Raw genomic sequence first — 12,981 nt, forward strand, 5'->3', positions numbered from 1 at the left:
CATGGTTGACGCCCCAAAGTACGTTAACGAAAAAGTCAAAATTGGTGTTTGGTTAACCAATAAACGCTCAAGTGGGAAGATTGCTTTCCTGCAGCTCCGTGATGGATCAGCCTTTTTCCAAGGTGTGGTCGTGAAAAACAATGTTACCCCGGAAGTTTTTGAATTGGCCAAGGAAGTTAAACAAGAGACCAGTATGTGGGTCACAGGAATTATTCACGAAGATTCCCGGTCTAAATTTGGCTATGAGATTGAAATTGAAACCATTGAAGTGATTTCTGAAGCTCATGATTATCCAATTACACCCAAAGAACATGGTATTGACTTCTTGATGGATCACCGACACCTATGGTTGAGATCTAGTCGACCACATGCCGTTATGCGGATCCGTAATGAAGTCATCAAAGCAACTTATGATTTTTTCAATGACGAAGGATTTATTAAAATTGATGCGCCAATTCTGACCGGTAGTGCACCAGAGGGAACCACCACTTTATTCCATACTGAATATTTTGATCGGGATGCTTATCTTTCTCAAAGTGGTCAGTTATACGAAGAAGCTGGTGCCGAAGCCTTTGGCAAGGTCTTTTCATTTGGGCCGACTTTTAGAGCGGAAAAATCCAAGACCCGTCGCCATTTGATCGAATTTTGGATGATTGAACCCGAAATGGCCTTTATGCACCAAGAGGAAAGTTTGGAAATTCAAGAGCGCTACATCGCTTACTTGGTCACTCGGGTTCTTAAAAATTGTGAAATGGAATTAAAGACCTTGGATCGTGATCCTGAAGTTCTTAAAAAATATACGATTTTACCATACCCTCGCATTAGTTATGATGAAGCAATCGACATGCTCAAAAAGGGTGGTTTTGATCTTGAATGGGGTGTTGATTTCGGTTCACCTGAGGAGACTTTCCTGGCAGATCAATTTAACCAACCAGTCTTTGTCATTAACTATCCAAAGGCAATTAAGCCATTTTACATGAAGCCACATCCAACCCGCGATGACGTGGTTATTTGTGCTGACTTGTTGGCGCCTGAAGGTTATGGGGAAATCATCGGTGGTTCAGAACGGGCAACCGATTACAATTACCTTTATGACCAAATTGTCAAAGCCGGCTTAGACCCTAAGGAGTATTCATGGTACTTGGATCTCCGTAAGTACGGAAGTGTTCCGCATTCTGGATTTGGATTGGGACTTGAACGTGCCTTGACCTGGTTAACAGGTGAGGACCATGTCCGTGAGGCAATTCCATTCCCAAGATTACTTAACCGAATTTATCCATAGACTGAAATGTCACAGTCATTTTAAGAGGATCCGAGGCGATTTGAATGGATGATTATGCACACAGCATTTTGTCAGCTGGGCAAACCACGGTCAGCAATTATTTGTTGGCAAATTATCATCAGATTGGTATCAACAATCAGGAGTTGTTTATTTATCTGCTGATCAAAGGTGACCACGATTTGGTCATCCCGATGCCTGAAATGGCTGATTTGCATGATCAAACTGGTTATTCTGAGCAACAGCTGTTCAATCTCTTTCATCAAATGATCGAAAAAAAGTTAACGAAGATCACTCAAATCACGATCGAAGGTCAACAAGTTGATGCGTATGATTTCACACCAATGTACGAAAAGTTGGCAATGTTTAAGCCAGAAGAGGACGGACGGCTGACATCATCTACTACAACTGATATTGTTGACAGTACGCAACGTCAGGCGGTTTTCCAAAGCATTGAGCAAGAATTCGGCAGAACGCTGTCGCCAATCGAAATGGAATCCATCAGTCAGTGGCTGGATATTGATCACTATTCACCGGAGTTGATTCAGTTGGCTTTAAAAGAGGCAGTGTTGAATCAAGTTTACAATTTGAAGTATATGGATCGAATCATTAGTAACTGGTACAAAAAGAATCTTAAAACCCCCGCACAAGTTGAGGCATATAAGAAGACCCGGAAGAATCCCCATTCGGATGATATCTCAAATGGGTATGATGGGCCAGATATTCCGTTTATCAACTTATCGGGAAATTCAAATAAATAACTGGAAGATCGGCAATAAAAAATGTCGATCTTTTTTCGTATATAAAAAACGATAGCTGCAAGAAAATTTCTTACAACTATCGTTTGATTTGATTTTTATTGGGTGACGTCTGCTCCGCCGTTATTGCTGTCGGTATTGGTGTTGCCGCCAGTATCTGGCGTGGTGTTACCGCCATCGCCGCCGCTATTACCACCACTGCCGCCATTATCAGTGGAACTAGAGCTTGCAGAACTGCTGTCAGAACCACCATCTCCGCCATCTCCGCTTGGCTTTTGCTCGGATGGAGTGGATTCAGATGATTCACTGGAACTCTCAGCACTGCTTGAACTTTCATTTTCTCTTGGCTGGGTCACGACTGCTGAGCTGGAACTTGAACCACTGTCAGTTGTGTAACCACTGGTTGTCTGATTGGAGCTGTTGTCGGTGACAGTTCCCGGATAACCTGCCACATAATATTCAGTCTGGCCGCCACGGTTGGTTGCTACAACGTCACTTGGCTGAGTCCAGTCTGTATTGGGCTTGTCTTCTGAAATATAGCCCATAACATTTTTGTAAATTTGTTGAGCAATTGTCGTTTGTGCTGAGGTGACATAGGAATTGGCCTTGAATTGATGATCATAGCCGGTCCAAATTGCCAACGAATAGTTCTTCGTATAGCCAGAGAACCATGAATCCATGGTGGACATGGCAGGCACTTTATTCAAATAGTCATCAGGATACTGAGTGGTACCGGTTTTACCGGCCTCATATAATCCAGAAATCTTTGCTGCAGTTCCAGAACCTTGTGAGTCGGTCATGACGCCTTTAAGCATGTTGGTAATCATAAAAGCGGTCGCAGGGGACATTGCCCGTTTACCTTGTTTGTGATATTTGTGAGTCACACCATTGACTTGAACAATTTTGTTGATCAAATATGGCTTATAATACGTTCCACCATTCGAGAAGGCAGCATATGAAGCGGCCAACTGTTCCGATGAAATGTAAAGGCCAATTCCGTTTTGAATTTCAAGTGGTTTACTGAAGGACATTCCCAAATTCTTCAAGAAGGTTGTGGCCTTAGGTACGCCAACGTTTTCAAGTGTACGAATCGCAGGAATATTCCGTGATTCAACTAACGCTTTTCGCATTGTAATGGTCCCTTGATACTTATTATCAAAATCATAAACTGACTTATCTGTTCCAGGATAGACGTACGGGGTATCTTTGACTGGTTGGTAGGTCGGATATTTTAAGTACTGAATTGCTGGACCGTAATCCATAATCGGCTTGGCAGTCGATCCAGATGAACGTCCGGTTTGAACAGCACGGTTAAGGCCAAAGGCGACTTTAGTCTTGCGACCACCTTGCATTGCAACAACACGACCGTTATTCACATCCACAACGGTCGCTCCGACTTGGAATCGATCGTTAGGATAGGCGATTGTTGGATCATTGTTGCTGACTTGATAAAGCTTCTTTTGGGCGCTCATGTTCAAATTAGTGTAAACTTTGAGCCCGCTATTTGGTTTATAACCTTTGTCCTCAAGTTCTTCAATTGCCTGTTTTAAGTAAGAGTCAATATATTTGGATGTTTTTTCAGAAGTGCGTGCTTTGGCATGAGTTTCGGAAAGATGCGCCTTAACACTGGTATTCTTGGCGGATTGCGCCTGTTGTTGTGTAATGGCTTTTGTTTTGACCATGGCATCCAGAACTTCATCGCGTCGTTTGGTTGCATATTGTGGATACTTGTATGGATTATATAAAGTCGGTGATTGTGGCATCCCTGCAAGTAGAGCAAATTCAGGCAGAGTTAATTGGTCAAGCGTCTTGTCGTAATAATACTCTGCGGCGGTTTGCATCCCGTAAACGCCATTACCCATATAAACTTTGTTGATATAAAATTCCAAAATTTGACTCTTGGAATAGCGGTTTTCGACTTTAATGGCAAGCCAAGCTTCCTGTGCTTTTCGTTTAAGCGTCCGATCACTGGCAGCCGTGGAGAAAACTGATAATTTAACTAATTGCTGAGTAAGGGTACTACCACCTTGAAGGCCGAGTGATGACCCAGTTAAGTTGGAAATGGCTGCTCCAGCAATTCGAATCGGGTCAACTCCATGGTGTTTATAAAAGCGTCGATCTTCAATCGAGACAACGGCCCGCTTAAGGGTTCTGGGAATCTTGTTGGATTTAACATAATCTCGATTTTGGCTGCCCAAACGTGAAATAACCGTGCCATTTGCATCATAGAATTTGGTTGAGTTATCGCTGGTCAAAGCCGATCGAGTAATTCTTGGGGCACTGGCCGCATAATACGTAAACAAGCCGGCACCAAAGAGGAATAATGCGCCGACCAAAATTAAAGCCCATTTGAGGATTCGACGAAATGGTCCTTTTTTATGGGTATTGCTAAACTGTCGTCCGCGCCGAACTTCAGCACGGGAGTTCTTAGGATTGTTCTGTGACATAGAGTTCTCCTTCGTAACTTATTCGATGAAAGAATCAACCGCCTTAAGATAGGGTAGTAGTGGGTTAATCCTGTATTGAATCAAAAAGCCTTCCTGTTCAATGACTTTTCTTGGAATGGATTTACGGCCGCCTTTGTTTTGATCATCCCAGTAGGCAATCAGGTCAGTTGCCTTAAGCACGTAGACTGATTGATCAGACACAAATTTGATGATCGCAAAGCAAATGCCTTGTTGATCAAGGCATTGCCGCATATGTTCAACTTGATGTTCATGAAAGTTTTTTAATGGGAACGATGTTTTATTCTTGGTCTCTTTGGCATCAAAGTCAATATATTTTCCATGATAAACACCATTGTAATCAGTGGTTGAAGCACGACGAAAATAAGCCTCTTTAATTCTGGCAGCACTTCTCTTGGGATAATCAACAGAAACAATTTGAATTGGGGTCGGCTTTTTATGAATGACCGCGATTCCTTCACGCAGGTAATACTGATTGCTTTTGTTGATTTCATCTTCCAAAGTCATTCCACGATTTGAGAAGTCAATTGAATCATTGCTGGTACCAGAAGAAACTGGTTGTCCGCGAAACTGATTTCCATTCGGGTATCTGATAGTCATTAAACATGAACTTCCTTTTTTGTGAATAGTTATATTGTACTTCATTTAACTTAATAATAACTACAATAATGTTATTATACCAAGTAGAGTCTCTATTTAAAATATTTAATCGTTAGGGTGATATCATGAGCCGCTTGTGGGTAACCGGCTATCGAAGTTATGAGTTAGGAATTTTTAAAGATGACGATCCAAAACGAAAAGTCATCGATTCGGTTTTAAAAAGTGAAATTAGTCAAGCAATTGTCGACGGCATGGACTGGCTGATTTCTGGTGGGCAACTGGGAATTGAACAATGGTCGCTCGAAATGGCATTGAATTTAAAAAAAGATTATCCTGGTGAATTTCAAACATCAATGATGTTGCCTTTTGCGGAATTTGGTAATAATTGGAATGAGAACAATCAAGCCAAGCTGCAAACATTGAAAGCCAAGGTTGATTTTTCTGCAGCAGTGTCAGAAAAGCCGTATCAATCGCCGCAACAGTTAAGAAATTACCAAGAATTCATGCTTAGCCATACGGATCAGGCATTATTGATATATGATTTAGATAATCCAGGGAAATCGCAGTACGATTATGATAAAATAAAAAAATTTGCAGAGAACCATCCATATCCGTATAAGCTAATTACTTTCGACGATTTACAAAGCGCTGCGGATGAATATCAGGAAAACTTGAATAATAGTGTTCAAGATGACTAATTTATGATATTATTTTAGGTGGTTTGTTGCAAATAGTGAGGTGTAACCCATAAATGGAAAACATTAATTATACTCCGAAGGATATCCTTCAAAAAGAGTTCAAACAAAAGATGCGTGGCTATGATCCTAACGATGTTGACAGTTTCTTGGACGACATCATCAAGGACTATGAAACCTTTAACAAAGAACTCCAATCTCTTAGTGACGAAAACGAGCGTTTAAAAGTCCAAGTTGACGAATTGAACAAGCAGCTTGCTGTATCCGGTTCTCAACCGATGCCATCAACCAGTGGCACGGCACCAACCAGAACTGCACCAAGTCAGCCAATGTCAAGTGCAACCAATATGGACATTTTGAAACGCCTTTCCAACCTTGAAAGACGAGTATTCGGATCACAACTTGATAATAATACCAATGATTCACACAGGCTTTAAAGCTTGCATATAACTAAATGGTGTAAATCCTGAGTAATTGCGGTCGTATTGTTACGGCTGAGGAAAGTCCATTCTCGCACGGGCTGAGATGCCCGTAGTGTTCGTGCTCGGTGAAAAAATAAGCCGGGGGACTCTTTGTGAGTTACGGCGGATATTAAGGCTAAGGCTTTGCTATGCTTTAATTCCCTAAGGTGCCACAGTGACGAACAGTGTAGGAAACTATGCTGATGGAACGCGGTAAACCCCTCGAGCGGGAAACCCAAACTTTTGGTAGGGGAGCTTCACACACGGTAAATGAACCAAGTGTGGGGGAGAAGTATTTCGATATTTCTCAGATAGATGATTACTACTTGTTATGTCGTCCTGGGATATAATAAGCACAAAACATGGCTTACAGGGATTTACACCAAACAGGTTGAGTGGGAGCTTGCTCCCACTTTTTTGTTACCCAGAATATGAAATGAGATGGATAAAATGAAATTCAAATTAATGGCCACATGTGCCGCCGGAATTGAAGCCTTAGTCGGCAAAGAAATGCGTGATCTAGGCTACGAAGTTCAAGTTGAAAATGGCCGGGTGCGTTTTACCGGTGATGAAACAGATATTATTAAAACTAATCTTTGGCTGAGAACCGCTGATCGAATCAAAATTATCGTTGACGAATTTGATGCCCAAACCTTTGATGAATTATTTGAGCAGACAACCGCCATTGCTTGGGACAAAATGTTACCAATGGATGCCGCTTTCCCAGTTGAAGGCCGCTCCAGAAATTCAAAACTTCATAGTGTGCCTGATTCTCAGGCGATTGTTAAAAAAGCCATTGTGAATGAATTAAGCACCGCTTATCACCGTCACACCCGACTACCTGAAACCGGTGCTGAATTTCCATTAGAGGTTGCCATTAACAAAGATCATGTGATGTTAACGATGGATACCACTGGCTCAAGTCTTTTTAAACGAGGTTATCGAGTTGAAAAAGGGACTGCACCTCTAAAAGAGAACATGGCCGCAGCTTTGGTGATGCTGACGAGCTGGTATCCTGAAATGCCATTTTTAGATCCCTTCTGTGGATCCGGAACTATTCCGATTGAAGCAGCAATGATTGGTCGAAATATCGCTCCCGGTTTTAACCGTGATTTTATCTGTGAACAATGGCCTTGGATTGACGGCGATATGGTTCAAAAGGTTCGTGACGACGCTGATTCAAAAGCTGATTACGATATTGAATTAGATATTTCAGCCAGTGATATTGACGGCAACATGATTGAAATTTCAAAGCGAAATGCTGAGGAAGCTGGTTTATTGGCTGATATTCACTTTAAGCAATTGGCAGTTGCCGATTTCAAAACCGACAAAGTCAACGGCGTGATCGTTGGTAATCCACCATACGGTCAACGGATGAGTGATGAGGAGCATGCCCATGAATTGTACAAGCAAATGGGAAAGGTCTTCAATCCGTTAACGAGTTGGTCCAAATACTTCTTAACTTCAGATTTGGACTTTGAGAAGTATTACGGTGCAAAAGCAACTAAACGGCGAAAATTATACAACGGTTCCATAAGGACGGACTATTTCCAATTTTGGGGCAAAAAAGTTCGAGATTTGAGTAGTTTAGACCAAATTCGAACGAAATAAGTTTAAAAATATGCTAAAATAAGAACAACTTGGCGAAAAGAAGTGGGTAGATGGTTAAACAAATCGCAATCATTGGCGGCGGCATTATTGGTGCAACAACCGCATTTTATCTGAGTGATTTGCAAGGAAATGAAAATGTCCAGGTCACCTTATTTGATGATGATACTGGTCAAGCAACAAAAGCAGCCTCAGGAATCATTTCTCCGTGGCTGTCAAAGCGCCGAAACAAGCGCTGGTACGCTTTAGCAAAGCGGGGTGCGGAATTATACCCTGAATTGGTTAAAGCAGCCCAGCTAAGCGATAGAGCCTATCAGCAAAGTGGGACAATTGTCACTCGAAAGAGTCATGATGATTTGTTGGCACTTTATCATGAAGCCGAAATTAAAATTCAGCACACTTCCGCGATGGGAAATGTTGAATTACTTGACGCTGATGAAGTCCAAAGACGAATGCCGCTGTTAACAAATGCGCCGGAAGGCATTTTTGTCAGTGGTGGTGCACGAATCGATGGGGCCAACTTTGTGACGGAATTGCTGACTCGAGCAGAGCAAAACAATGTTCAGGTCAGTCACCAACGGGTATCGTTAACAGCCGATGGCAGCCTTGAGACTCATGATGGTCCGCGGAAGTTTGACAGAGTGATCATTGCAACTGGCGCCTGGATGCATGAAACTTTGCAGCCATTGGGACTGAATATCAAAGTTCGACCACAAAAAGGGCAGTTGATTGATATAACAATCAACATGCCCAATCGGTGGAAGGATATGCCTGTGATGATGCCTGAAAGTATGAGTGACATTATTCCGTTCAACGGCGGTAAATTAGTGATTGGTGCGACCCATGAAAATGATGAGGGCTTTGATCTGACACCCAAAGCGGCCGCTCGCAAACAACTATTCAAAAATGCTCAGGCTTTTATAGACAATTTGTCTGAAAGCCAAATTACGGATATGCGCGTCGGCACTCGAGCTTATACCGATGACTTCGCACCGTTTTTTGGTGTTGTACCGATGCTGCCAAACTTTCTAATTGGCGGCGGACTTGGATCTTCAGGTTTGACGACGGGTCCGATTATTGGTTATTTCCTGGCACAGGCTATTTTGGGTGGTCCACTCGATGATTGGTCTCAGTATACAAAACCTGTGAGCCGGTATATCGTCTAGATCGAGTGCAGTGCTTGAATGGCGAGATTGTGGGCGCCCATATTCTGGCTATCAGGAATCCAAGTGTTGACGACTGTTGTGAACCGATCTTGTAATGCGAGAAGTTGATCAACGTAGGTTTCAAAATGCTTGGCGTATTGTTTATTCAAACTGTCAACCACAATTTTACTATCAGTATTGAAAAAGATAATTTCAGTCGGATCAATCTTTAAATCAATCAACTTTTCAAATCCTGTGATTGCAGCGATAAACTCAGCTTCGTGATTATTTGTCGGTTCAATCACGTCATTTAGCTGAAGTTGTTTGCCGTTATGAACGATCAACAGTCCGATTGCCGTGTGCCCGGTATGTTGATTGACGGCTGCATCTGTATATAGTTTAATCATCTTATCTACACTTTCTTTAAGGAGTTTATTTATGATAACCCAAAAGCGTCACTTCTTTTATCAACCAAGCCCATTAAGCAGCATTATTTGTTGGAGCTGGACGTTTGTCATCTTTTTTATTGGTGTCATCATCTGGCTTGAGATCACACATTTTCAATGGATTACACTGTTTTTCTTTGTATTGTTTGCGGTCATTGTCTGGGCGGAAATTCATTTCCGGAGCATCAATGTGTATAACGACAAATTTATTGTCAGCAGAATTACCAATCCGCACTGGCTAACTTTAGATTTGGACCAGATTTCCCATGTCCAAACGTCAAAGTACCAATTAGCCTTTGTTGCTAATACAAAGATCTATAGTTTTATTTTACCTGCTAACTCAGTCATTGAAATAAAAGAATTGATTTCCAACAAATAATGTCTGGTATTGTTGTCTGTCGATAGTTATTTAGGAGGGTCATTATCATTATGAAGAGCGATGTTGAAATTTCCCAAGAAACTGCTATGGAACCAATTACCAAAGTTGCTAAAAAAATTGGCATTACTGAAGACCAAATTGAACAATACGGCAAGTATAAGGCAAAAATTAATTTTGACCCAACTACTGAAAAAGCCAAGGGTAAATTAATTTTAGTCACATCGATCAACCCAACGGCTGCTGGTGAAGGTAAGACGACTGTTACCATTGGTCTTGGCGATGCATTAAACGAACTACATAAAAAGGTTGTCCTGGCACTTCGGGAGCCATCTCTTGGCCCAGTGATGGGCATGAAAGGCGGCGCAACTGGTGGCGGTTATGCTCAAGTTGTGCCAATGGACGACATCAATTTACACTTTACTGGTGATTTTGATGCGCTCACAGAAGCCAATAATACCTTGGCAGCTTTAATTGATAACCATATTCAACATGGCAACCAATTGAACATTGATCCGCGGCAAATCACTTGGAAACGGGTGATGGATGTGAATGACCGTGAATTGCGTCAAGTTGTAGTTGGTTTGGGTGGCCGAACTTCTGGCGTGCCTCGTCAAGATGGCTTTGACATCACAGTTGCCAGTGAATTGATGGCCATTTTGTGTTTAGCTACCAGTCTAACTGATTTGAAGAAACGGATTAGCAAAATGTTAATTGGCTATACTTATGATCGCCAGCCGGTTACCGTGGCTGATTTACATGTTCAAGGGGCATTAACATTATTACTCAAAGATGCCATTAAGCCTAACTTGGTTCAGACCATCGAACATACCCCTGCATTTATCCATGGCGGCCCGTTTGCCAATATCGCCCATGGATGTAACAGCATATTGGCCACACAAGCTGCTCTTCATTTCGGTGATTACGCGATTACCGAGGCCGGATTCGGTTCAGACTTAGGCGCTGAAAAGTTCATGGATATTGTGACACCACGTCTTCAGCAATCACCAGATTGTGTTGTAGTGGTAGCAACTGTTCGGGCACTTAAACTCAACGGTGGGGCTGATAAGAAGACACTTAACGAGGAAAATCTGGATGCACTCAAAAAGGGCGTTGTTAACCTCAAACGGCACGTCGAAGGAATGCAGCAATATGGCAAACCAGTTGTTGTTGCCATTAACAAGTTTGCAACTGATACCGATGATGAGCTGACGTATCTGCAAAACTATGTTACTAATGAATTGCAAGTTACCGGCACGATTATTAATAGTTGGGCAGAAGGTGGCAAAGGTGCCATTAATCTTGCCAAAGATGTGATGGATGCATGTGCACAGCCAGCCAAATTCCATGAATTATATGCCGATGACGATTCAATTGAAGATAAAATGGAAAAGATCGTCACTAGAATTTATGGTGGCAATGGCATCGAATTTTCAAGCAAAGCTAAAAATGCCTTGAAACGAATTAAGAAATTGGGTTACGACCAGATGCCGGTTTGCATGGCTAAAACTCAATACTCATTTACCGATGATGCCAAACAATTAGGTGCGCCGGAAAACTTCAAGATTCACGTGTCAGATTTGCAACTGAAATTGGGTGCTGGATTTATTGTGGCACTTACAGGAAAAATTTTAACCATGCCCGGTCTGCCAACTCATCCGGCAGCTCTCGATATGGATATTGATGAACAGGGGCGGATTACCGGCCTGTTCTAAAAGGGGCGTTTATTTTGCCAGTACTTTATGCAATTGGGATCATTGCCTTAATTGTGATTGATCAGTTAGTTAAACATTTTGTGGTCGCCAGCTTGGCACTCGGTCAATCAGTATCCGTCGTCAATGGTTTATTGTCGATCACTAGAATCAATAATACCGGTGCGGCCTGGAGCATTCTATCCGGACATCAGTTTATTTTTGTGATTATCGCAATCTTAGCGGCAATCCTAGTTTCATATTTTATCTTTAGGTACTGGTCAAACATTCCTTATCGAATTGGACTTGGTCTGTTGTTGGCGGGAACCCTTGGAAACGTGATTGATCGGATCGTGAACAATCATGTGGTCGATATGTTCCAACTGGATTTTATCAACTTCCCAATTTTTAATTGTGCTGATATGTATTTGACGTTTGGAATTTTGCTTTTGGCAATCGCGATTATTCGCGAAGGCTGACGAGGGGTCGATCATTTTGAAAAAATATATTATTTCCGATCAAAACGGCCGACTGGACAAAGTCATCCCGGAGCTCGATCCGTCAGTCAGCCGTTCACGAGCTAAAAATTTAATTGATGATGGGCACGTCCACGTTAATGGCGAAGCTGCCAAACCGAAATATAAGGTCAAACCAAATGATCAAGTTGAAATTGAGGATGCCAAGCCGCAACCCATCAGTTTAGAACCTGAGAACATCCCACTCGACATCGTGTATGAAGATGACGATGTGATTGTCGTTAACAAACCTCAGGGGATGGTGGTTCATCCTTCCCCTGGCCATCCTGACCATACCCTGGTCAACGCGTTGCTGTATCATAGCCCGCTTTCGACCATCAACGGTGAGTACCGTCCCGGAATTGTCCACCGAATTGATAAAGATACTTCAGGTCTATTGATGGTCGCAAAAAATGATGCAGCACACAAATTTCTTTCACAACAATTGAAAGAACAGAAAAGCCTCAGAAAATATGTTGCCCTTGTTCACGGCCGCATTAGTGAAGATTCTGGTGTCGTTAATGCACCAATTGGACGGTCGCCCAAAGATCGCAAAAAGCAGGCAATTGTTCCTGATGGCCGTCATGCGGTGACCCATTTTGAGGTCTTAGAGCGATTCGCTGATTATACCTTGGTTGCGTGTCGACTTGAGACCGGACGGACACACCAAATCCGGGTTCACATGAAATACATTGGTCATCCAATCGTGGGTGATCCCTTGTATGGGCCTAGGAAAACGATTGCCGGCAACGGCCAATTCCTCCATGCGCAAGAGCTGGGATTTGAACATCCTAAAACCCATGAATTAATGATTTTTTCAGCACCACTACCAGAAATATTTGAACGAACACTTAATAATTTACGATTAAACAACGCGCTAGGATCTTGACAATCCCGCGTTGTTTTCATATTCTGAAGAGGTATAGCATTTAATGTAATCAT

General features: G+C 42.3%; 13 protein-coding genes and 1 other RNA gene. 11 read left to right on the forward strand and 3 right to left on the reverse strand.

Annotated features, from left to right (window positions below):
- Position 1: 1 nt before the first annotated feature.
- Both asnS and FD05_RS08965 read left to right on the forward strand, forming a co-directional pair.
- Positions 2–1,282: an asparagine--tRNA ligase gene (gene asnS, locus FD05_RS08960; protein ID WP_020280272.1), complete on the forward strand. Its 1,281-nt coding sequence runs from the start codon at positions 2–4 to the stop codon at positions 1,280–1,282.
- 44 nt (positions 1,283–1,326) lie between these two features.
- Positions 1,327–2,040, forward strand: coding sequence for a DnaD domain-containing protein (locus tag FD05_RS08965; RefSeq protein WP_020280271.1), 714 nt, complete (start codon positions 1,327–1,329; stop codon positions 2,038–2,040).
- A 95-nt stretch (positions 2,041–2,135) separates the two neighbouring features.
- Here FD05_RS08965 and FD05_RS08970 read toward each other — a convergent pair whose 3' ends face one another.
- The gene (locus tag FD05_RS08970; protein WP_020280270.1) at positions 2,136–4,484 is read right to left on the reverse strand and encodes a PBP1A family penicillin-binding protein; all 2,349 of its coding nucleotides are present in this window, start codon (positions 4,482–4,484) and stop codon (positions 2,136–2,138) included.
- Positions 4,485–4,502: 18 nt separating this feature from the next.
- The gene (gene recU / locus FD05_RS08975; RefSeq protein ID WP_020280269.1) at positions 4,503–5,102 is read right to left on the reverse strand and encodes a Holliday junction resolvase RecU; all 600 of its coding nucleotides are present in this window, start codon (positions 5,100–5,102) and stop codon (positions 4,503–4,505) included.
- A 125-nt stretch (positions 5,103–5,227) separates the two neighbouring features.
- Here recU and FD05_RS08980 point away from each other — a divergent pair, with 125 nt between their 5' ends.
- The 5 genes from FD05_RS08980 (at position 5,228) to FD05_RS08995 (ending at position 9,032) form a co-directional block, all read left to right on the forward strand.
- Positions 5,228–5,800, forward strand: a complete 573-nt coding sequence (locus FD05_RS08980) for an SLOG family protein (protein WP_039932349.1) — start codon at positions 5,228–5,230, stop codon at positions 5,798–5,800.
- Between the two features lie 53 nt (positions 5,801–5,853).
- Entirely contained in the window at positions 5,854–6,234 is a 381-nt protein-coding gene (gene gpsB / locus FD05_RS08985) for a cell division regulator GpsB (protein ID WP_020280267.1), read from the forward strand.
- Between the two features lie 25 nt (positions 6,235–6,259).
- Positions 6,260–6,633, forward strand: an RNA gene (rnpB, locus tag FD05_RS11550) — RNase P RNA component class B.
- Between the two features lie 66 nt (positions 6,634–6,699).
- Positions 6,700–7,869 (forward strand): THUMP domain-containing class I SAM-dependent RNA methyltransferase, encoded by a 1,170-nt coding sequence (locus FD05_RS08990; RefSeq protein ID WP_039932347.1) that lies wholly within the window; start codon positions 6,700–6,702, stop codon positions 7,867–7,869.
- A 50-nt stretch (positions 7,870–7,919) separates the two neighbouring features.
- Positions 7,920–9,032, forward strand: a complete 1,113-nt coding sequence (locus FD05_RS08995) for an NAD(P)/FAD-dependent oxidoreductase (protein ID WP_020280265.1) — start codon at positions 7,920–7,922, stop codon at positions 9,030–9,032.
- On the opposite strand, the gene FD05_RS09000 is transcribed toward FD05_RS08995, so the two are convergent.
- The gene (locus tag FD05_RS09000) at positions 9,029–9,418 is read right to left on the reverse strand and encodes a ribonuclease HI family protein (RefSeq protein ID WP_020280264.1); all 390 of its coding nucleotides are present in this window, start codon (positions 9,416–9,418) and stop codon (positions 9,029–9,031) included. The genes FD05_RS08995 and FD05_RS09000 overlap by 4 nt on opposite strands.
- Before the next feature lie 31 nt (positions 9,419–9,449).
- Here FD05_RS09000 and FD05_RS09005 point away from each other — a divergent pair, with 31 nt between their 5' ends.
- Genes FD05_RS09005 through FD05_RS09020 form a run of 4 tightly spaced genes read left to right on the forward strand, consistent with a single transcriptional unit; the run spans position 9,450 to position 12,928 of the window.
- The gene (locus tag FD05_RS09005; protein WP_039932345.1) at positions 9,450–9,836 is read left to right on the forward strand and encodes an EbsA family protein; all 387 of its coding nucleotides are present in this window, start codon (positions 9,450–9,452) and stop codon (positions 9,834–9,836) included.
- A gap of 50 nt (positions 9,837–9,886) precedes the next feature.
- The gene (locus tag FD05_RS09010) at positions 9,887–11,548 is read left to right on the forward strand and encodes a formate--tetrahydrofolate ligase (protein ID WP_020280261.1); all 1,662 of its coding nucleotides are present in this window, start codon (positions 9,887–9,889) and stop codon (positions 11,546–11,548) included.
- 14 nt (positions 11,549–11,562) lie between these two features.
- Entirely contained in the window at positions 11,563–12,003 is a 441-nt protein-coding gene (lspA, locus tag FD05_RS09015) for a signal peptidase II (RefSeq protein WP_020280260.1), read from the forward strand.
- A 16-nt stretch (positions 12,004–12,019) separates the two neighbouring features.
- Positions 12,020–12,928, forward strand: a complete 909-nt coding sequence (locus FD05_RS09020) for an RluA family pseudouridine synthase (protein ID WP_020280259.1) — start codon at positions 12,020–12,022, stop codon at positions 12,926–12,928.
- The last annotated feature ends 53 nt before the right edge of the window (positions 12,929–12,981 follow it).

The sequence above is a fragment of the Lentilactobacillus otakiensis DSM 19908 = JCM 15040 genome (assembly GCF_001434145.1).
Classification (GTDB): domain Bacteria; phylum Bacillota; class Bacilli; order Lactobacillales; family Lactobacillaceae; genus Lentilactobacillus; species Lentilactobacillus otakiensis.

What these genes read in the sequence shown, in the direction of transcription:
- asnS (WP_020280272.1), top strand. Translation starts at nt 2, where the DNA reads ATGGTTGACGCCCCAAAGTACGTTAACGAAAAAGTCAAAATTGGTGTT.
- FD05_RS08965 (WP_020280271.1), top strand. Translation starts at nt 1,327, where the DNA reads ATGGATGATTATGCACACAGCATTTTGTCAGCTGGGCAAACCACGGTC.
- FD05_RS08970 (WP_020280270.1), bottom strand. Translation starts at nt 4,484, where the DNA reads ATGTCACAGAACAATCCTAAGAACTCCCGTGCTGAAGTTCGGCGCGGA.
- recU (WP_020280269.1), bottom strand. Translation starts at nt 5,102, where the DNA reads ATGACTATCAGATACCCGAATGGAAATCAGTTTCGCGGACAACCAGTT.
- FD05_RS08980 (WP_039932349.1), top strand. Translation starts at nt 5,228, where the DNA reads ATGAGCCGCTTGTGGGTAACCGGCTATCGAAGTTATGAGTTAGGAATT.
- gpsB (WP_020280267.1), top strand. Translation starts at nt 5,854, where the DNA reads ATGGAAAACATTAATTATACTCCGAAGGATATCCTTCAAAAAGAGTTC.
- FD05_RS08990 (WP_039932347.1), top strand. Translation starts at nt 6,700, where the DNA reads ATGGATAAAATGAAATTCAAATTAATGGCCACATGTGCCGCCGGAATT.
- FD05_RS08995 (WP_020280265.1), top strand. Translation starts at nt 7,920, where the DNA reads ATGGTTAAACAAATCGCAATCATTGGCGGCGGCATTATTGGTGCAACA.
- FD05_RS09000 (WP_020280264.1), bottom strand. Translation starts at nt 9,418, where the DNA reads ATGATTAAACTATATACAGATGCAGCCGTCAATCAACATACCGGGCAC.
- FD05_RS09005 (WP_039932345.1), top strand. Translation starts at nt 9,450, where the DNA reads ATGATAACCCAAAAGCGTCACTTCTTTTATCAACCAAGCCCATTAAGC.
- FD05_RS09010 (WP_020280261.1), top strand. Translation starts at nt 9,887, where the DNA reads ATGAAGAGCGATGTTGAAATTTCCCAAGAAACTGCTATGGAACCAATT.